Here is a 19,107-nt window from a genome sequence, read left to right as displayed (position 1 = left end):
CTCTAAAACCACATTGTGGCATCGGCCTCAAGCACTAGGTCATTGAGCGTTGCAGCCCCAACGATCTTGAGACCTTCTCTCAGTGTGACAGCATCCCACCCCAACATTCGCTTAGATGCCTCACAGACGTAGATTTCAATACCCATTTCAAGAGTCTTTGTCAGCATCTCATCTAGGTTCGGAAATGTTCCAATCTTTACGGATCTGCTGGCCTCTGGGGTCAATACTTGTAACGCTTGGCCAAGATAGTATACCTTCGCATCGATATCCATCATCTTGGCGGATTGTGCAAGTACAAGTGGAGAGTACTGTCTCTCCGGATCATTACTTGTCTGCACATACAGAATGCTCTTCACTTTATACACCTTATTTCGTTCTGCGGATTAGGAATCTGTGAACGCCGTCCTCGAGAAGCTCGTACTTTACTATCTCATGCCCTGTTCGCTTTGCAAACCTCTTCAGGTCCTCTTCAGCGGCAGGATCATCAGCTAGCACTTCGAGTATCTCACCCACCTCTATCTCATCAATGGATTCTCTTGTCAAGAACAGAGGCTGTGGGCAGTACAGTCCAATACAATCGATCGTCTCAGCAGGCTCGTCCGTCATCCACATCTCCTAACAATGGTTAATTAAAGTTACAATCTGTTACTTATAACCATTGCGTTTAGCCTGATGAACATTATCATAGCCTCACGAGATCATGCAATTGATGAGAAACAAGTGCCCACACCACAACTCCATTTAAGACCTCATGAATAAGTCGGGGTGATGTTCAACTCTCAAAATTGTCGTGTGGGCTTCATGTGGAATGATGGATTTGAGCGATTTGATAATGGAGATCGCCATCCAGTCCGCCGTGGGCGATTTCGTGGTGTCCGAGACTATGTACGAGCAATGGGATTCTTTGAGAATGAACTTACACATGAATTGGTCTCAGAACAGCTTCCGGTCGCATTAATTGAGAGAATTCATGACTCACAGTATATAGCACAGGTCAAGGAGATATCACGCACGGGCATAGGAGAGATCGACATCGACACGCCAGGTTTTGTTGGCATCTATGATACTGCCAGATGGTTATGCGGCAGTACAATATCAGGAGTTGAAGCGATCCTCCGGGGAGAGATCGATCATTTTGTCACTCCGACTGGCGGCTTCCATCATGCCTTTCGAGACCATGGAGGCGGCTTTTGTGTGTTCAATGACGTTGTGGCCTCAGTCTATCTCTTGAGAGATAAGGGGATTCGACGTGTGCTTATTGTTGATCTTGATGTGCACCATGGAAATGGAATTCAAGACTACTTCTATGATGATCCCGATGTGATGTATATCTCATTACACGAGGATCCGGAATGGCTGTACCCACACTCGGGTAACGTGGATGAGATTGGAAGTGGAGCAGGACGGGGCTATACAGTAAACGTACCGATCCCCATGGACAGCGGTGACGAGGTCTATAGATATGCCTTTGATGAGATCGTCCCACCTCTTGCCACCTCGTTCAATCCTGAATTCATTCTCTACTTGCCAGGATTTGACTCGCACTATCTTGATCCGTTGGCACACACGGTAACAACCACCGCACTTGTGAAGTACACAACAGAATTCATGCACAGGTTCTCCCATAGATGCTGTGATGGCCGGCTTGGACTTATGGCAGGTGGAGGATATCATGATGATGCATTAAACTGGGGAGTTGCCACTGTGATGGCCGTACTGACCGGACATCCCTATCACACCCCTGAAGAGAATCCACCCATTGAAGATGACGAGGAGACATGGGGTGAGATCACCACTACAATTGAGCGTGTCAAAGAATTGGTATTTCCGGTTCATAATCTGTAATTTTTAGACAAAATGTAATACAAACAATTTACTGGTATGAGTCAGATACCTTTTTGTACATCGTTTTCATCAATCGAACGTAGGTTGGATTGACGTGGACCCCCCTTTGCTCCAAGCAATTACTGATGGCTCGAATGAGGCCATAGCAGTCATTGATGTTCGGCAGAGTGTGATCTATGTCAATGGTCGATTCTGTATTCTCTTTGGCATTCAACCTTCAGACATTATCGGAAGGCCACTGAACACCCTGAGTGATCTTGCACCAATTATAGAGAGAATCACAAACGACATGGACTCACAGAGAGAATTCCCTTCACGGTCCATCATCAACTTCTCGGCAAAAGACCTGAACAAACATGACTCATATCTGGTCCATCTAGACTATGTCAGTATTTCTGGTGCGATTTATTGTATTATTAGACTCAATGAGTCATTACCAGTTCAGTCATCACTCCTTCAACCAGACCTAGACTTTGCATGGCTCTTGGAGAGCCTTATGGATGGGGTTGTAATAGTCAACGAAAAAGGAGAATTTCGATACGTCAACTCAGCCTTTTGTGAGATGCTCGAACGAACCTCTGATGATCTGATCGGGAAGCGGTGGGTGGATTTCACATCCTATCCTGATGATGATATTATTTACGAGAAGGTTGCACTTCGTCGCGCCGGGGAAGCAGAACGCTATGAGATTGAATGGACTCTCCCAGATTCGACGTATCTATCCACATATGTATCTGCCGCACCGTATTATGACAAGAATGGATCATTCAAGGGCTCGATTGGTGTAGTGACAGAGATCACCGACCTCAAAGAACATGAGAACGCTCTGAAATTTTATATTAATCTTCTCACTCACGATATTCCCAATCAACTGCAAGTCGTTCTTACTGCAGCTGGTCTACTTGATGCGGAGCTTCCTTCATCGTACATTGATGAGGCGAGGGTCACCATCACTGAGGCCATTGAACGATGCAATCGCCTAATCGTGAAGGTCAAGCGTGCAGCCAAGATGCGCGACATTCCAATTCGTGAGATAGATCTCGCGCAGGTCCTTAAAGAAAAGATTCGCGTGGTCGAGAGAGTCTATCAGGCAAAGGTGCACCTCGATAATTTTAAGAGTTCAATCAATGTTCTGGCCAATACACTACTTGGAGAACTGATCTGGAATCTGCTAGAGAATGCCGCACGTCATAATCCGAAGACGGATCGCCACATCTGGATTCGTGGACAGGTCGTAAACGAGTACTTCTCAGTATCCATCGAAGACAATGGCCCCGGCATTAGTGATGCGAAAAAGGAGATTCTATTCGACACGACACGACGAACAGGAGGCGTAGGTCTCACTCTTGTGGATCGCATGGTTCGTGAATGCGGAGGATGGATTGAAGTCCATGACCGCGTAGAGGGTCGCCCCGATCAGGGGTCGAAATTTGTCATGTATCTCCCACTAGCTGAATGACTTGTACACCAAGAGCAAATGCATTCATCAAGAGCAGACTATCTCTGTCGGTCAAGCAAGTTTCTGATACGTTTGAAGAGGCCATCATAGAATTTTTTCTTTTCAATTTTATTTATCTTGAAAAAGTTCGTGTCAATCCTATACAAGCTTCTTCTAATTCTGTTGAAGTCCTCGACTCCACGTTTAATCAGGTAACGTTCGAGTACATCAGTGACCTCATCGGGAAAATCATCGATGTACTGGCATTTACTCACTTGAATGTGAAATAGCGTACTACGTAGAAGATCCTGTCTATCTATACTTTCAACTGTCATTGCATTGGTCCCAATATAAAAATGGAGCATTCTACAATTAAAATCTTCTAGTTAACTCACTCGCCTATAGATTAGTCAATCGTCTACATTAGAGATGAACATATATCCAATTATGATAGCGAGATTCTTCGTGCCTGAAAATGAGAGTAAGCTCGATTTTAGATATCAGTCTTGTTGACATTCCCGGTGTCCCTGCAACGGTGATCTTCACGGGCGGTTGTAACTTCAATTGCCCATACTGTCAGAACGCCTCATTGATACCCCTTGATGCAGGGGAAGAACGAACGATCTCCTCAATCATCCAAGAAACGCACGGATTTCTCTCTGAGGGTTATTGTATAACTGGTGGGGAGCCAACAATTCATTCATCGCTACCAGAGTTACTCAAGGCCCTTCGAGCAACAGGTACAAAACATATCAATCTGAACACCCAAGGTTCAGTACCCGCCGTCTTGGAAAAATGCATTCCGTATCTGGACTCTGTATGGTTCGATCTCAAGGCCGCTCCTGAGAGATACCAAGAAGTGACACGCGCAAGATCGAATCCTTGGCCGCACGTGAGAGAGAGCTTTGAGAAACTACTTGCATCGAAGGTGCAGTTGTGGCCGCGGACCACGTACGTTGGAGGTCTCAACAATCCCGCAGACATAGATGCCATCTTCAAGTTCCTCGTCGAGGTCGGCTTCAAGGGAGAGTATCTCATACAGAATTACATTCCATCAGAGGGGGTCCGTCCGGAAGAGGCCAAACAACTCTCTAAAGCGAATCGCGCAGAAATCGAAGAGGCAATCGCGGAACCACCCGCGGGGATCAGTGTACGACTCGACTGGCGCTAATTGACTCTTCCAAGCAGGTGGAACCGATTTCCCACAGACAAGCTTTTAAAAGCCATAACTATGACCTCTTTTTAGTAAAACCCAGCTGAGGACTGGGAGCTTCTGGAGCGTATTTGATCGATGTTTCGCACGCAGAGTATGGAATATGACAGAGCAATTACAGTATTCTCACCAGAGGGCCGACTCTATCAGGTAGAGTATGCGACCGAGGCTGTACGCCACGGGCCACTGGCTGTTGGCGTCAAGGCTGTCGATGGCGTTGTTCTTGCCGGTGAGAAGCGTGCGCCGCATCCGCTCGTTGATGTTACCACGTTAAAGAAGATCCTGCTCATTGATGACCATGTTGGAACAGCAATTGCGGGTCTTCATGCAGATGCCCGGAAGCTTATTGATAATGCGCGAGTACAGGCTCAGATCAACCGACTGAGTTATGATGAACCGATCTCGATTCGCTCACTGGTTGTAGACATCTGTGACATCAAGCAACAGTACACACAGTTCGGTGGTGTGCGACCTTTTGGGGTCTCGCTCCTTGTTGGTGGTGTCGATGATGGTGGCCCGCAACTCTTTACAACTGACCCATCAGGTTCATTCTGGGGTTGGAAGGCGACTGCCATTGGTAAAGAGTCAGATGCGGTCCGTGACTTTTTCAACGACGAGTACAAGAACGACCTCACAATAGATGGAGCTATGAAGCTCGCTTTGAGAGGGCTGCTCAAGACCGCTGGCGAGAAGGCAGATATCAATCCCGCCGAAAAGGCAAGACTTGTCGAGATTGGAAAGATCGATACTACCGACAAGGTATTTCGCATCCTCCCATACGACGAGACCAAGGCGCTCATTGAAGCTCTTCTTGCAGAGTAATAGAATGAGATCAAGCAGTAAATAGAGAGAGTCTATTTCTTGCTCTTCTCAATCAGTCTGTCAACGATCATACCAGCAATATCAAGACCTGTCACTCTGGACAGAGCACTCCATGATGGTGCAGCGTTCGCCTCTATGACACATGGCCCATCTTTTGATTCGATTATATCCACCCCTGTATAATCAAGGCCCATGACCTCGGCGGTCTTGATGGCGCACTCTTCATACTCCTCACTCAGTTGAGTATATTCTGCACGCCCACCGCCATGAACATTGGTTCTCCACTCGCCATCAGTCCCCTCAGGAAGATAGCGATACATGGAGCCCACCACCTGATCCCCAATTACAAATGCACGGACATCACGATTTGGTTTCTCGACCAATTCTTGAATATACAGGACCTGACCAAGCTGATGGATAAATTTCATTGCCCGATAAGTGAGCTCTTTGTGCTCTGCATGGATTGCACCAAGTCCTCTAGAGCCAATGAGCGGCTTGATGATGACATCACCAACCTCGTCCACAAAATTAATTGCGGCCTCTAGATTTTCGCCGATGTATGTTCGTGGCACGAGGATACCTGCCTTATGCAGAGCTGTCAGTGTTGCATACTTGTCTTTTGCCCGTCGAAATGAATAGGCGGGATTCATGACATAGATTCCCGACATCTCAAAATGTTCCAATAGACTGATCCTATACGTGATCTGGTCGCTGTTTCCAAAACCCACCGTTCGAACGATCATTCCTGCAATATCAGATATGTCCTCATCCTCCAAGTGCGTGAACTTGCTTGGAATCTCGGCCGCGACATCTGGAAGACGAATCGGTTTGACCTCGTGACCTTTTGCCTTCATTGCCTCGATGAGGCTCTTTGTCGCCCAGTTGTTTACATTCTCATGGTAGGATATACTTAGGAGCATCAGTTTCTTGCCTCTACAAATTCATAGCACTCGGAATCTTACCTTGGCTAACGTACTGGCTGGCTATAGGTTCATCATCTATACGAGCCGACCTCGTGAAACCTTTGCCATATATAAGATGCGCGAAGAGTAGTATTTGATGCGTTTTATCTCAGCAGCCATACTACGAAACAGTTCCAGAGAATGAGACGACCACATCCTCGTGGATTGGAAGATCAATGATAAACGAGTTGAGTTGAAATACTGGGACTACTGGCACGCCGTCATGAAACGTGACCTCCTCGATGAGCCATGTGACGATCACAGGATAGAGAGTATAGGTTCCGGGCGCAAGTGAGATCTTCTTTTGAAGAAGACTCAAGTCCGATGCGAGCTCGCGCGTTCGGCGTCTCTGTTCTTCAGCGGCGCGTTTCAGGGCGGCTGTCTTCCCTCCTCGAATATCCCACATCTTCGCATCCACTGAGATGATCCTTCGACCCTGAACACCGACCACATCGATCTCCATGCCATGGACCGTTGCATTTCCTCTACGGCGAAGACTCTCCACACAACGAAAGCCGTTCTCCATAAGAATCGTGGCCACAAAACTCTCAAAATCCTTCCAAGTCAGGACTTTGACTATCTCCTCCAGTTCTACTCTTTGCCGGGCCAATACTAGAGCGATCTCAATTCGCTTGTCCCTTGGTACGTGATAGACTCCGGGACCATTCTCAGGTATCTCAAGGTCATCAAGAACAGATCTCATCTCTTGAGTTGCATCAGTTATCGTCTGGGACTCCTTACTCTGATACAATATGTTGAGGAGCGTGTGCGTGTTAGCAGTCATTGACCTACGATAAACAGACCTTTAGTTTATAACCTGAACGACTCAACTATAGTACGGTTGCGATGTCCGAGACGGTAGATGGATGGAGGCGTGTTCTCAACGCCTTTGATAAATGGATTGAATATGAGGCAACAGAGTTTGGCCCATGGACCTCGTACTTTTCACTTGACAATCTACATGATCTGACGGATCAGGAACGACTGGGCTGGATGCACAAGATGGTCGAAGAGATTATTCCAGGGCGGATTGACAGGTGCAAGGAGGCTGGAGTTGCGCTGGAGGACTTTCTTCCCTACATGCCCGAGCCTGCAACGATTGAGACCGTTCGCTCGATGATCGATCTTGCCACTTTACTACAGGACAGTATGATGCAGATGAGCGACCTGATCGCGGAGATGATGGAGGCCTACCGCATTGGAGGACTTGATGAGATCATTCCCCTGCTCTCTGGAGTTGCAGAGGCTGAGGAAGACATCAGACACCACATGAGCCTCTTCAGCCAAGGATTTGGTAAATTGAAAAGCCTTGGTCTTCAAATGCCTGATGAGCTGTAGTTCCATTCTCATTGGTAACTCTTAAGTAGAAAAACACCTCTGTGAGCATGACCCAGTTACGTTAGTGAGATCGTTCCTGCGACTTGCAGATTCGCGTCTGACAACTACTCAGAAGACAGTCTTGTGCGCAAGTGCTGAAACTCTTCGCTTTCACCAATTGACCATGACAGGTCTTGCCGATCTCTTATCGCGTAGGACCGGAGTTCCTTATTCTACAGTGAAGTGGAACCTGAGATCCCTGATGGATTTAGGTCTCCTGACTGGAACGAATGGTCAGACACGTGGCGCAAAGGTCGTCCTCACAGAACCGGCATTGATGCTCGTACAGTACCTTCAGGAATTGAATGGCCAATAGAAAACAATGACTCACGGACAGTAATGGAGATGCCACCAAGAAGGGGTTGCTGCCCCTCCTCCATCGACCCTGCTCTGCTTTACGGGTCAACATCATGGGATCTTCTTGGTGAACATCTCCCAAGCCTTGACCAGTGCAGATGAGGTCTCATCTTTCGTGCGGCCTGCAGCAATCACAATATCAATGGTCCGTTGGTCGCCTGGTTGAAGGTCTCCAAGGTTCCATTGTTGCGCCGCTGCTATATCTGCTGGTCCAAGCTCGGATCTGTTCTTCAAGTCGCGTCTGAATTTACTCGGTCTCAGTCTTATTGGTCCTGCCACATCCCAAGCGTCTACTCGTGGTTGTGATGCGATCATCACACTGACAGGAGTATCGTCCCAGAGATTAATAATGCCAGACTTGGAATCGAAAACTCCAAAGTCGTCATCGTGACTGCTAGGGCCACCCAGATCAAAATCAAGTAGGTGATAGACCTTGAGGTCATCAATGAAGTCTTGACTGACATTCTGTACATTGTAACGTAACAATAAGAAGGGTTGATCTCTACTCCAGATCTTGATTGTGGTCTTAAGCGATGAGTCCTGCTCATCAGGAAGGTGCTCGTAGCTCACTGACAATACATGGTCCTCGTGATGAATCTGAGTGGGAGAATATTTCCCGGGCTCAGTAGAACGCCCTATTTTCGTGCGTGCACCCATCATATAGCTCATCCAGAAACCTGCCTGATAATATGAGGGATTTTTCAGCAAGAGGCACTCATCACCATTCGAATCGATAAGACTGAAACGTTTGAGATAAAATCCGGAGCGACCTGTTCCTCACGAGATGCACTCGACCGTATAGGTCAGGTCCATTCGTGGATGTCGTCTTCCAGTCTCAAGTATCTCTGACATCAGTGTCACCAGTCCGTAATGTAAACGATACCGCCACCTCAGAATATAAAGATAGTCAAGTGCTCGTTCATGTAAAACTGCCGAGGACTCAATAGCACAATTTTACATAGCTCGCAAAGTTGATATGGGTCTCAAAAGGCGTCAACTCAATTCAGGTGAAATTTGTATGACCACCCTAACAATCCCTCAGCTCGAAAAGTGGTACCGCAAACGCCTTCGAGCCAAGTCCAAAGATTTTATTAAAAAAGCCGAGCGAAGCTACAAGATTGTAGATCATGCTCTCAAAGATGTCCAGTCTGTTGCGCGGGCGCTCCGTGATTCCAGTTCCAATGAAGACTCGGAGATTGAAGGGATTGCATCACGTTTTGCTCTAAAGATTGACGAGATCGTCAATGATTTTGATATGAAAGCGGACATAACCTATTCCGGCACTGAGATCATGCAGAGCGAGATCCAACATTTTATTCAGGAACTGTGGGGTGCTGGTGCGCGATGGATCAAACGCATGGACAAGCGACACAAGGGAACAATCAAGCAACTTGACGCATACATGAAAGACTTGATCAATGCGATGAAGATGATCGGCAAACTCCTCTACGAGTACAGTTGGTTGAAGGACCTTGAACGGATTAGTAGTAGAATCGCGACACTTCGAGACCTCACCTATGGGAGAGAGATGTTCGAAGAGAGCATTCGCCAGACCCGTCTTAAGATCGACCAAGCGAAAAAGGAGTACGATATTGCCAAAAAGGAGCTTGATGAGTTTCGCTCCACATCCAATGTCAGCGAAATCCTCAATCTTGACGAAGAGGCAAGTCATCTTGCAGGGCTACTGCGAATGAAGCTCAACACCCTCAAGAAACCTGTCAAAAAATTCCTGCAACATGATACTGGTGTCCGCATGACCCCTGCTGGTTCAAAAGCACTGACCGATTATTTCGAAGATCCGTACGCTGCGATTGTCGAGGAACCTGATGGCTATCCCGGCTTAATTGAAGGACTTGAGGGTCTTAAGGAAGCAATCGACAAGGGCATGATTCCCATCAAGGATCGGCTAGGCCGAAGAGCCATAGAAGAGATCGCGCAGATTAAAAAGGGCTCACTGAAGGAGATTCAAGAGAAAGCAAAATCGATCGAGGCCAAGCGCCACGAATTCGCAGGCTCCGACATATACCGTAAAGCCGAGGAACTTGAACTGAAATTTGATGAGGCACGCAAGAACTTGGAATACCATCAGAACGATCTCTATCGTATACGTGATGAGATTCAGCGACAACTAGAAAAAATCAAGGAATTTCGGGAGCGCATCGAGTCGGAGATTGCTGAAGCCTTCGATGAAAAGATCATAATTGACATAGGGGAGACCCTTGAATCGCTCCTATCTAAATGTGAGATTGAATCGTTGGAGGCATGACCCATGCGCGTACTTGTGACTTCCACGCAAGATATTGCAAGCCAAACAATCAAGCAGTCACTAATTGAAGAACATGGCTTCAGGGAAACCGACAAGTCCTTTGAGGGGCATCCAATCTATGCACGAGATGACTCTACTATCCTTATCACCTCAGAACACGACCTGATCGATTGTGGTCATCTTGAGGGCACTTTTGACGCAGAGGTGTTTATCTTCTGCTCTCGCCACAAGGCAGCCTCGGGACGCCCTGCACTTCTAGTCCATAGTACAGGAAATCTGGGAGCGGAAGCAGAGTACGGCGGCTCACCACATAGCCTCTCGGTCTCCACAGCAAGCCTTGTCTCACGAGCATTACGATCACTCTTCCGTGAACGTGAAAAACGCGACTTGTCCGAATTTGATGTGACCATGGAAGTCACGCATCATGGACCTACCCGGATGAACACGCCTCTCGTCTTTGTTGAACTTGGAAGTAATGAGGAATATTGGAGGCATGAGGAAGGAGGACGTGCTGTTGCAGCAGCAATCATGGACTGCGTTCGAGAACCGTTTCAGGCAGATGCCATGATCGGATTTGGAGGGTCTCATTATGCAAGCAAGTTCAACAAGGTCGTCCTTGAAGAGAAATATCGACTGGGGCATATGGCTCCAAAGTATATGCTCAATGATATTCCGGTCAGCGTGATCGAACAGATGATCATGCGCTCTCGTGAAAAGGTCAAGGGAGCGCTTATTGACTGGAAAGGCACCAACGCAACACAACGACAAAACGTTCTGCCAGTGCTTGAGGAGCAAGGTATTGAGATTATTCGCATGGGATGATTGTAAAGATTCATCTCCAAAAGGCTAATTACGCTCTATTGTAACTCAGGTTCATTGTGCTTATACTCTACGAGGGGAAAAAATGTCATCTGACGAACAAATTAGGATTGACGGTCTTGAAAAGACTGTTGAAAAGCTCACCGCTGAAATGGAGGCCCTCAAGAAAGAGATGGCGGCTCTGACTGAGTTACCAAAAATAAGTGATGCGATCAAGACGCTACAGACCTCCCTCACAGAGGTCAAGGATTCTATATCGCCGATCACTAAAATGAATGATGTTGTATCATCATTGAAATCACTGGAGTCTGAAGTCTCAGCCATCACCAAAGACAAGAGCATCCAATCATTGGACAAGAAGGTCGATGGACTTGCAAGTAGTATGCAGTCTCTTGATGCGCGTCTTGAGAAGATCGAGATATCTAAAGAGATTGCCGCCGTGGACAAGAAAGTGGATGATGTTCTAAGTTCTGTGGCGGGTGTGGGCAAGGGTCTCCAACAAGTTCGTGATGAGATTAATGTTGACACACTAATGAAGAAAATAGATGATCTACAAGGGTACGTGGCAGGATTCTCGAACATCGAAGAAAAGATACAGGAACTCACCTCGACCTTTGATGAAACTCGTGAGATTGTAAGCATTATCGTTCGACAACTAGATGATATAGAACGCAAGTATAACAAGGCACTTGGTGACGTGTCAGAGGCATTGAAAATCGTACAAGAAACAATAGTAACTAGCGCAAAAGATCGTACATCAACTACACCCCAATCAGAAAAGCAGACCTCGCCAAAAGGAGAAAAGAAGAAACCGCCTCCGAAGACCGTCAGTGATGCCGCATTGCCATCAACCATTGATTCGATTATGGAACAGCTTCTGTCAATGGTCACACCCCATACTGAAGCAATCGCCATGGCCGAGGCCTTAGAGTCAACCCGTGATCAGCTCACTGACTTGATCAAAGAACACACACCGGTCATATTCCAATTTGGCAAGATCGCTCGTGAATTGAAGTCGTATCCTCCCACGGCTACATTGAACGAGAACGATATCGCCAGACTAAATAAAGAGATTAGAACGTGGACGGCCAAACTGAAAGAATTAGCCAGAGGGTAAGAGACCATCTCAATCAAATATAATCATACCTTCCGTTGGTAGAGAGGATCCATTCAAGCTTAGGAGCAAGGAGACCTATCTGAAGGCCCCAGATTTCGGATACCGTTCCATAGATTTATCTCAAATTATTTCATCTTCAATTGTGACTCCAGTCGCAGAGTGTAAATCCGAAGAGCGAATGGGCAGTTTTCCCAAATCACTTGATAGTAGGTTGAAATAGAGATGCAGCTCGTAGAAAATGCAGAACTGATTGCAAAACATGTGAAGTTACTTGACCGAGAAGCTGATGTGCAGTTAGTCAGAGAGATGATGGAACTGCATGAGGACAAATGCCGTCATTGCCAAGAAGATCGGCTTAGTTGCACGGTCCGCCCCTCTTGCAAGAACCGTAATTTCTTGAATATGCTTATTGAGGTGGGGGTGCCCCCATCCAGTCTGCCATCGTTCTGTTATGAGCAGTATCTTATCCAAATTCGGAGATATATCCTTGAACGGAAGGGCCGAAACATGATCAATCGGCGAGTCCCCACCAAGGACCTGCTCGCAAGCCTGCATATGAGTTCGATACGCCAATTCACTACGAACTTTACGAAACGGTGGAAGCGTCATGCATTAATCCGTGAGGCAAACTCGCTCATTGTCGCAGGTGATGACATCTTCTTTCATTTTGATTTCTCACAGGGGATTGTAGAGATCAACCCTTGGAATCTGGAGCTGCGCGAGTTTGATGTCTTTGGCCTGTATGTACGACTGCTCTCAAAATATTACAATGTAAAAGCGGACATCTTTGATGCCACCACAAATTGGTGGGTCCTGACTATCGATCCGGGGAACATTGATCTCGAGAAGGCAAACAAGATCGTAGAGTCCAGATTTGCTCGTGAGTTTGAGGCCCTGCATCTAGTTGCAAAAGATAATTCAACGGTCATTCAGGCAGAGATCGTTGTAGAATCAGGGGAGGATGCGATTCATGTCAATGCTCTTCGGAAACTTTTCTCTCGTGTCGTCGAGGCGAGAGGCAATTAGTTGTCACATGAGGTGAGGTGTAATGAGTGGAAGTGAAAGTGTACAAAAAGCAATACCTGTATTGTCAAAGAATCTTGGGTTGACCCCAACCGAATCGAAGGTCTTTCTTCCCATTCTTTTGGGCGGAAATATGACACAAGGCGCCATTGTATTAATGACCGGACTCTCCAACACAAAGGTCAGAAAGGCACTAAGTTCATTGATGGAAAAAGAACTGATCATTCGCATTGACGGTGTAGTTCCCATCTATCGCGCTCTGCCCCCAAGCCTGGCACTTGCAGATGTACTGGCGGGTGTGGCTGAAGAAATGATGATGTTGGGGGAGAAGACAGAGGGAGTTGTGGCAGAGGGCGTGAAGGCGACAGATGAAACTCTCCAAGTAATCACTGACGCAAGAAAGGAGCGCATGAAAAATCTTCGTCTGCACTTGGACTCATATGACTCTGCAACCCAGAGGATTGTAAAGACCCAAGTCGATACGATGGTCAAGGTGGCCTCGGAATCTATCGCGGGGTTCTTCTCGACAGCTGAACAGACACTCAAGACCCTTGAGGCCTCACTAGATGATAGACTGGGTTCTGTTCTGTCAGATCTGATGAAAGAGCTTGATGCCACTCAACAGACATTCAACGAAACGGTCACCATGATCAATAACGACTTTCACGACTTTCTTGCCTCAGAGGAGGCCACATCAAAAGAACTGCTCCACTCATTTCTCAACCGTGCGGAAAAGTTCATCGAAAACACACGTACAGTTGCAGACACCATTATGACCTCGTATCAGAAACGAATTGAAGAGGTCATTTCAGTAATTGCGGAGGATCTAAAGGCCAAGGCAACGACCGCAACCGAGCCTGCTCTGGAGATACTACGTTCGGCCGCTATGGAAATCGACAGCAATCTTGTACACATCAATTCACAGCTTGCACAGGTATACAATCAAGTCAGTGGGTTACTTCAGGAAATCCTCTCCAAGATGTCCCAGATAAATGAAGAGTATGCCGAATCGGTCACGACAAAGATGAATCAGGCACTTGAAGTGACAAAGGTCATGCACTCCGACATAGAGTCGTGGAAGAACGAGGCCGTATCCCTTGTAGAGAGTGCCTCTCAGACCGTGACCAATCATCTAAAACAGATTGCGTCGGTTGATGCATCCTATCTTGATGGTATGGAGAACACACTCTCACAATATCTAGAAACGACTTCCACTCTGCTCTCTGACGAGTATTCTCAGGTTCGTAATCTTGTCGCCTCAATTCGCAAAGACTTTGACACATTGATCACAGACTCGCGTTCTGCTGTTGTCAATATGCTTCAAGCGCAGAACCAGAGCGATCAGGAACGTCTCAAAGAGGCTCGCGAAACTCTGCTTGCATCACTTGATTCCGGAGTCAAACGTACCCAGAAACAGATTGGAAAACATATTTCGCAGGCGGCCACAGACGTCTCAACAGTACTTGACACAGAGGTCAATGAACTCACTGCACTGGTCGAGAATCTGGACAGTCGCCTTCGTTCCGCCTTTGGATCAATTGTAGCCTCTACCAAGACACGTAATTCGACCGTGCTCTCGGGCGCTCAAAAATTCGCTGATGATTTTGAGAGCTCGTTTGTTGACCAATTGGATGACATCCTCAATAGATTCTCAAACCAGATTTCCACTCAGGCCGAGAAGACAAAATCACTCTACGAGGGGATCAACACTCGGCTTGATGAGCGACTTGGCCAGAGCATTGCAACTATTCGCTCTCATGTCAGTCGGGTAGACACAGAGATCGAGACCGCGCTTGCAGATCAATTGGGCCGGCTTGACAGACATGCAGACGGGATACGACAGGAATTTCATGTCCAGATCGATGAACTCACTCAGCAGTTTATCTCATTGGTCCAAGGACTCGAGGTCTCGTTTAACGGCTTCCTCTCAAATCAGACACTGGAAGCACGCGATCTCATAAAGTCCACTCACACATCATTCAAAGAGGCGGTCAAACAAGAGATGTCAACACTACACGATGACTCTCTCAAGCTCCAACAAGAATATGCCTCAGAGATAGGCAGTAAGATAGATGAGGTGATTGAGTCCGCAGAGACCGCTCGAAAGGCGCTCGAAGATCTGACTGTCACTCATCGTGAACAGGTCACATCTGGTTTACACCAGACACTGATGCAGATCCAGAGTGTACTAGAGGGCATTGAAACAAGCCTCCGAGAGATCGAGTCGGGAACGGTTCGGCAAGTCGGTGAGAACCTTGTTCAGCTCACGCATGAGTTCGAGACATCTGTTCGCGGTGCGGGCGACAATATTGCTGAACGACTGGCTACAACACAAGAGAGCATAGTAGGTGTGCTCAAGAAGAGTGTCATGACGACCCGAACTGCAACGGATGCATTCCTCTCACAGGAGGCAGACCATAAACAGAATTTTGTCGCAGAGGTCAGTAAGAAGCTGGATGCTCTGTCCACAAAGATCGGCAAGTCTTCAGCAAGTAAGTTCGAAACATACGGTTCTGCTCTTGCGGAGCGCGAGACCGCCTTAGTCCAGTCACGTAATCAACTCAAGGACGCGGCGCTCTCAGGTATCAGACAACGGCGCGCAGAGGCAATAGAGTCCCTTGATGCTGCAGCAGTGTGGATCGATTCGACAATGACAAATGTGGCCTCATCTGTCAATACCATTGGCGACAAGATGGATAACGAGGTCACAGTGATTCAGCAGGGACTTGTACGGGCAGCTTCTGATGTGTCTAAGGCAATCTTAGAAAAGGGAACGGATAATGTGCAGCAAGTGGAGAAACTGTCACTAGGACTAATCAACAAAGTCGAGTCATTGGTCAGCGATCAATTAACTGATTTCACTGAGAGCAATTCATCACAGGTCGAACGCTCACAAGATGGAATCACTAATGTCCAGAGAAACATCGAGAACATATCAGTGGCTCTTGTTGAGCAGGCATCGGTTGCCCTTGACGATGTGATCGTGGAGGTGGACCGACAACTTGAGGGTAAAGCCTCTGAGGTCAAGTCCACACTTGATACTACCGTATCGACATTCGAAACCTCAGTGGACCGCACACGAGCAAAGATACTGGAAACCCGAGATAATCTCTTTGAGGCTGCACAGGAAGCGCTCAAAGGAATGAACCTGCGCGTGATGAAAAAGTTCGAGTCCTCGGGCATTGCTCTAAAGACACGATTGAGTAGTGACATCTACACACTGAGCGAGGCCATTCGCAACGAGATCTCCTCATCCAGTGAACGCCTGTCAGATACGGCAGCAGTTGTAAATACGGCCTTAAGCGAGGAAACATCCAAACTAAAATCCAAGCGTGATGAGGTAATCCAACACCTAGAGAGTGAGTTTGACAAGTCGCTCAAGGACTGGGCCACCGTCGTCAAGAATAATCTCGATGGCCTGAGGAATGCACTTGGGTCAACAATGACTCAGCTCACTATAGTCGCAGAGGAGTCCAAGACAACGGTCACAGCCATTCGTGAGGCCAGTGATGCTCTTACTGCTGGTGACAATATTAAGACATGGTATCTGACAGGGGAGGAAGAGATGTGCGCTCATATGTTTGACATGGCAACACGCGCCAAGTCATCGATTGTGATCTCAGTGTCTTCAACGAGCTGCCTGAAGCTGAAGAGGCTCGCAAAAGTGGAAGGCCCGACCCGAAAAGTGCTCATCATTCCTGAGAGCCTTGAGGACGAGCCCACCTTCAAGCCACCCGCGGGTTGGCGAGTCCTTGAGATGAAGAGTCCACCCAGTGTCGCTATCCGCGATGATGCAGAGATCGTCATCGGAGGACTTGAAGGAGAAGGAACCCCCTTTGCCATTGTCTCTACCGAACCTCGATACATAAGGCTCTATCACGACATCATTGGTCCTCGAATCATTCGCAAGAAAAAACGAGCCTAAAGATCGACTGTGTAAACGATCGCATCCTCATCACCATAGTACTTGGGGATGCGACCTATTTTTCTCATACGCAGAGACTCGTACAAATGTCGCGCAGCAGTATTACTCTCACGCACTTCCAGTTTGCACCGCGCCATTCCTGTGATCTTCATGTGCTGAAGCGCGTACTGCATCAGGGTGGTCCCGATCCCTCGACCACGCGCATCTGCTCTCACTGCAATATTAAAAATACGCCCCCACAGAGATCGCCTGTGGATACTCCAGATAATATATCCAGCAACCGCGTTGTCATCACGCAATACTCGTCCATAGGATATGTGGCCCGATTCAATCTCAAGACCATCGGGATATGAACTGTAGAGTGTGAATATCTTTTTCTCCCAAGGTCGAGCGAACGAACTACATTCAATGTCATAAATTGCATCAATGTCTTCAGGACTGAAAGGAGTAATTTGGAGCCCCGTACCACCACTCCCCGTATCCTTAACTAATAACTACGGTCTTCCGAGGGAGAGATTCGCTCCCCGCAATAGGGGCAGTACACAGCATCGATAGGCACAGGGCGTCCACATACCGGACAGATCGCACCCAGACGAGTCGGTTCAGAATATGAGCGCGCGGAGGCCATCTTAGTCAACGGCCAGACAAGGAATACTATGACCAGAGGTATCGAAACCATGATGACAAATGTGATTGCGATGGGCCACACAGGAAGATAATTTGAGATCGTCGCCCAGTCCAAGCCCATAAACAAGTGGATGACAAATCCGACGAAGAAGATGATAATACCAAACATAATCATCAGTTTTGCAGTGGCCGAGTGGGTACTATAATTGCGATCGAGTTCATACATAACATTCACAACATACTTCGTTCCTGAAGCTGAGCAATAATGTTTTGGTATTTTTCGTTGTCACTTATCATATCATTAACTGCCGCCTCCTGACTGTGCGAGCCAGGAAGGACTTTGACACGAACTGTAAACTCAGGCCAGACTTGCTCCAGTCTATGACGAATGAGCACTCCTATCAGTCCGCCCATTGGACAGTACGGCGCAGTTGGCTTGAACAGTACAGTAATGATCTTCTCTTCAGAATTGACCTTCACGTATTCGGGAACCACTATCTTAATTCGTGGATCAACAATGGATATAGGATATTCAGGGTCCTGTACAGGTCGGAGCGCCTCTACGACATCATCTGCACTTATCAATAAGATTCACCACTCTTTTGGCTTAGCGTATTCTTAAGAGTCTATAGCAATATCCCAATATCCCTATCTATGCAAAAAAATAATGCGATTTCGGAGGCTTGGACCGTTGGTTGTGACCTGACGATGTAAGCCACAGCGACATTCAACCCGAGGCTGATCAAGTTGCCACTGACAAGCGCTCGTCACCCACACAACAATTATCAATAGGTTCTTCAATATATTATCGGGGCTATGTGGCACTTTCAGATGCTGACGGAGACTCTTCCCATGGCGAATAATGATAAAAAGGCACGCTACCTCTTCAAAATCACAATAGTAGGACCCGATGATACTCTACTTCGCGAGGTCATGGACGCCATCAATGAGAATATTGTAGCCGTCGACGGTATCCAGATAGGATCGACCGATGTCGAGGCGGGAGCCTCAGAAGTGCATGCGGTCATGATGTCCCCAACACGAAAAGCAATGGACATCCTTCTGTCTCTTACATTTCGAGGCGCAACTGCGGCCATAATTGTCCTTCGAAAGCCAGATCCTGCAATTGAAAAGAAATATCGGACTGTGATTCGCAAGAATATCGGTACAGGTTATCCCACCCGTATGTTCTATGTTGGTAAATCCCTCACTGCAGCCAAACGTAAAGAACTTGCAAAATTGTTCAACAATCTAATCGAAGAGATGCTTGCAGCACGAGAGTGAGTACTGAAACGGTGTGCTGAAAGGCGCGCTAA

21 protein-coding genes are annotated in these 19,107 nt (G+C 47.3%); 12 read left to right on the top strand and 9 right to left on the bottom strand.

All coding sequences use genetic code 11. The features are described 5' to 3' along the window. Nucleotides 1-2: 2 nt before the first annotated feature. Together K9W43_03200 and K9W43_03195 are read right to left on the bottom strand one after the other, a co-directional pair. Nucleotides 3-356, bottom strand: a complete 354-nt coding sequence (locus tag K9W43_03200) for a DsrE family protein (GenBank protein MCF2136224.1) — start codon at nt 354-356, stop codon at nt 3-5. A gap of 10 nt (nt 357-366) precedes the next feature. Beyond that, on the bottom strand, nt 367-606 hold the full coding sequence (locus K9W43_03195; GenBank protein ID MCF2136223.1) for a sulfurtransferase TusA family protein: 240 nt from the start codon (nt 604-606) through the stop codon (nt 367-369). A gap of 195 nt (nt 607-801) precedes the next feature. Between K9W43_03195 and K9W43_03190 the strand changes: the two genes are divergently transcribed. Both K9W43_03190 and K9W43_03185 read left to right on the top strand, forming a co-directional pair. Next, nucleotides 802-1,845, top strand: a complete 1,044-nt coding sequence (locus K9W43_03190; protein MCF2136222.1) for a hypothetical protein — start codon at nt 802-804, stop codon at nt 1,843-1,845. Between the two features lie 94 nt (nt 1,846-1,939). Beyond that, nucleotides 1,940-3,304 carry a PAS domain S-box protein gene (locus tag K9W43_03185; GenBank protein ID MCF2136221.1) on the top strand — a complete coding sequence of 455 codons (1,365 nt, stop codon included), beginning with the start codon at nt 1,940-1,942 and terminating at the stop codon, nt 3,302-3,304. Nucleotides 3,305-3,342: 38 nt separating this feature from the next. Here the strand turns inward: K9W43_03185 and K9W43_03180 are convergent, their stop codons facing one another. Continuing rightward, nucleotides 3,343-3,618 carry a hypothetical protein gene (locus tag K9W43_03180; protein ID MCF2136220.1) on the bottom strand — a complete coding sequence of 92 codons (276 nt, stop codon included), beginning with the start codon at nt 3,616-3,618 and terminating at the stop codon, nt 3,343-3,345. 140 nt (nt 3,619-3,758) lie between these two features. Here K9W43_03180 and K9W43_03175 point away from each other — a divergent pair, with 140 nt between their 5' ends. Further along, entirely contained in the window at nt 3,759-4,454 is a 696-nt protein-coding gene (locus tag K9W43_03175; protein ID MCF2136219.1) for a radical SAM protein, read from the top strand. A 120-nt stretch (nt 4,455-4,574) separates the two neighbouring features. Next, nucleotides 4,575-5,318 carry an archaeal proteasome endopeptidase complex subunit alpha gene (psmA, locus tag K9W43_03170; GenBank protein MCF2136218.1) on the top strand — a complete coding sequence of 248 codons (744 nt, stop codon included), beginning with the start codon at nt 4,575-4,577 and terminating at the stop codon, nt 5,316-5,318. Nucleotides 5,319-5,350: 32 nt separating this feature from the next. On the opposite strand, the gene K9W43_03165 is transcribed toward psmA, so the two are convergent. Both K9W43_03165 and K9W43_03160 read right to left on the bottom strand, forming a co-directional pair. Then, on the bottom strand, nt 5,351-6,238 hold the full coding sequence (locus K9W43_03165) for a RimK family alpha-L-glutamate ligase (protein MCF2136217.1): 888 nt from the start codon (nt 6,236-6,238) through the stop codon (nt 5,351-5,353). A gap of 163 nt (nt 6,239-6,401) precedes the next feature. Continuing rightward, nucleotides 6,402-7,064: a hypothetical protein gene (locus K9W43_03160; protein ID MCF2136216.1), complete on the bottom strand. Its 663-nt coding sequence runs from the start codon at nt 7,062-7,064 to the stop codon at nt 6,402-6,404. Nucleotides 7,065-7,126: 62 nt separating this feature from the next. Here K9W43_03160 and K9W43_03155 point away from each other — a divergent pair, with 62 nt between their 5' ends. Then, nucleotides 7,127-7,618, top strand: coding sequence for a hypothetical protein (locus K9W43_03155; protein MCF2136215.1), 492 nt, complete (start codon nt 7,127-7,129; stop codon nt 7,616-7,618). A gap of 64 nt (nt 7,619-7,682) precedes the next feature. After that, nucleotides 7,683-7,973, top strand: coding sequence for a hypothetical protein (locus tag K9W43_03150; protein MCF2136214.1), 291 nt, complete (start codon nt 7,683-7,685; stop codon nt 7,971-7,973). A gap of 92 nt (nt 7,974-8,065) precedes the next feature. On the opposite strand, the gene K9W43_03145 is transcribed toward K9W43_03150, so the two are convergent. Continuing rightward, nucleotides 8,066-8,722, bottom strand: a complete 657-nt coding sequence (locus K9W43_03145; GenBank protein MCF2136213.1) for a hypothetical protein — start codon at nt 8,720-8,722, stop codon at nt 8,066-8,068. Between the two features lie 310 nt (nt 8,723-9,032). Between K9W43_03145 and K9W43_03140 the strand changes: the two genes are divergently transcribed. The 5 genes from K9W43_03140 to K9W43_03120 all read left to right on the top strand — a co-directional run bounded on the left by K9W43_03140 (nt 9,033) and on the right by K9W43_03120 (nt 17,164). Next, nucleotides 9,033-10,280, top strand: coding sequence for a hypothetical protein (locus tag K9W43_03140; protein MCF2136212.1), 1,248 nt, complete (start codon nt 9,033-9,035; stop codon nt 10,278-10,280). Between the two features lie 3 nt (nt 10,281-10,283). Further along, nucleotides 10,284-11,102 carry a hypothetical protein gene (locus tag K9W43_03135; GenBank protein ID MCF2136211.1) on the top strand — a complete coding sequence of 273 codons (819 nt, stop codon included), beginning with the start codon at nt 10,284-10,286 and terminating at the stop codon, nt 11,100-11,102. A gap of 82 nt (nt 11,103-11,184) precedes the next feature. Continuing rightward, nucleotides 11,185-12,216, top strand: a complete 1,032-nt coding sequence (locus K9W43_03130) for a hypothetical protein (GenBank protein MCF2136210.1) — start codon at nt 11,185-11,187, stop codon at nt 12,214-12,216. 222 nt (nt 12,217-12,438) lie between these two features. Next, the gene (locus tag K9W43_03125) at nt 12,439-13,242 is read left to right on the top strand and encodes a hypothetical protein (GenBank protein MCF2136209.1); all 804 of its coding nucleotides are present in this window, start codon (nt 12,439-12,441) and stop codon (nt 13,240-13,242) included. Between the two features lie 22 nt (nt 13,243-13,264). After that, on the top strand, nt 13,265-17,164 hold the full coding sequence (locus K9W43_03120) for a hypothetical protein (protein ID MCF2136208.1): 3,900 nt from the start codon (nt 13,265-13,267) through the stop codon (nt 17,162-17,164). Here the strand turns inward: K9W43_03120 and K9W43_03115 are convergent. The 3 genes from K9W43_03115 to K9W43_03105 all read right to left on the bottom strand — a co-directional run bounded on the left by K9W43_03115 (nt 17,161) and on the right by K9W43_03105 (nt 18,376). After that, nucleotides 17,161-17,583 carry a GNAT family N-acetyltransferase gene (locus tag K9W43_03115; GenBank protein ID MCF2136207.1) on the bottom strand — a complete coding sequence of 141 codons (423 nt, stop codon included), beginning with the start codon at nt 17,581-17,583 and terminating at the stop codon, nt 17,161-17,163. The genes K9W43_03120 and K9W43_03115 overlap by 4 nt on opposite strands. Nucleotides 17,584-17,651: 68 nt before the next feature. Then, nucleotides 17,652-18,017: a zinc ribbon domain-containing protein gene (locus K9W43_03110; GenBank protein MCF2136206.1), complete on the bottom strand. Its 366-nt coding sequence runs from the start codon at nt 18,015-18,017 to the stop codon at nt 17,652-17,654. 5 nt (nt 18,018-18,022) lie between these two features. Then, the gene (locus K9W43_03105) at nt 18,023-18,376 is read right to left on the bottom strand and encodes an iron-sulfur cluster assembly protein (GenBank protein ID MCF2136205.1); all 354 of its coding nucleotides are present in this window, start codon (nt 18,374-18,376) and stop codon (nt 18,023-18,025) included. A 267-nt stretch (nt 18,377-18,643) separates the two neighbouring features. Between K9W43_03105 and K9W43_03100 the strand changes: the two genes are divergently transcribed. Then, on the top strand, nt 18,644-19,075 hold the full coding sequence (locus K9W43_03100; protein MCF2136204.1) for a hypothetical protein: 432 nt from the start codon (nt 18,644-18,646) through the stop codon (nt 19,073-19,075). The last annotated feature ends 32 nt before the right edge of the window (nt 19,076-19,107 follow it).

Source organism: Candidatus Thorarchaeota archaeon, assembly GCA_021498125.1.
Classification (GTDB): domain Archaea; phylum Asgardarchaeota; class Thorarchaeia; order Thorarchaeales; family Thorarchaeaceae; genus B65-G9.
The sequence above is the reverse complement of the archived record's forward strand: the minus strand, read 5'-3'. Positions and strand labels throughout refer to the sequence as shown.

Coding starts and splice junctions, on each gene's coding strand:
- K9W43_03155 (MCF2136215.1), top strand. CDS start 7,127: ATGTCCGAGACGGTAGATGGATGGAGGCGTGTTCTCAACGCCTTTGAT.
- K9W43_03165 (MCF2136217.1), bottom strand. CDS start 6,238: ATGCTCCTAAGTATATCCTACCATGAGAATGTAAACAACTGGGCGACA.
- K9W43_03125 (MCF2136209.1), top strand. CDS start 12,439: ATGCAGCTCGTAGAAAATGCAGAACTGATTGCAAAACATGTGAAGTTA.
- psmA (MCF2136218.1), top strand. CDS start 4,575: ATGTTTCGCACGCAGAGTATGGAATATGACAGAGCAATTACAGTATTC.
- K9W43_03100 (MCF2136204.1), top strand. CDS start 18,644: ATGGCGAATAATGATAAAAAGGCACGCTACCTCTTCAAAATCACAATA.
- K9W43_03190 (MCF2136222.1), top strand. CDS start 802: ATGTGGAATGATGGATTTGAGCGATTTGATAATGGAGATCGCCATCCA.
- K9W43_03180 (MCF2136220.1), bottom strand. CDS start 3,618: ATGACAGTTGAAAGTATAGATAGACAGGATCTTCTACGTAGTACGCTA.
- K9W43_03130 (MCF2136210.1), top strand. CDS start 11,185: ATGTCATCTGACGAACAAATTAGGATTGACGGTCTTGAAAAGACTGTT.
- K9W43_03195 (MCF2136223.1), bottom strand. CDS start 606: ATGACGGACGAGCCTGCTGAGACGATCGATTGTATTGGACTGTACTGC.
- K9W43_03175 (MCF2136219.1), top strand. CDS start 3,759: ATGAGAGTAAGCTCGATTTTAGATATCAGTCTTGTTGACATTCCCGGT.
- K9W43_03135 (MCF2136211.1), top strand. CDS start 10,284: ATGCGCGTACTTGTGACTTCCACGCAAGATATTGCAAGCCAAACAATC.
- K9W43_03110 (MCF2136206.1), bottom strand. CDS start 18,017: ATGTATGAACTCGATCGCAATTATAGTACCCACTCGGCCACTGCAAAA.
- K9W43_03120 (MCF2136208.1), top strand. CDS start 13,265: ATGAGTGGAAGTGAAAGTGTACAAAAAGCAATACCTGTATTGTCAAAG.
- K9W43_03160 (MCF2136216.1), bottom strand. CDS start 7,064: ATGACTGCTAACACGCACACGCTCCTCAACATATTGTATCAGAGTAAG.
- K9W43_03140 (MCF2136212.1), top strand. CDS start 9,033: ATGACCACCCTAACAATCCCTCAGCTCGAAAAGTGGTACCGCAAACGC.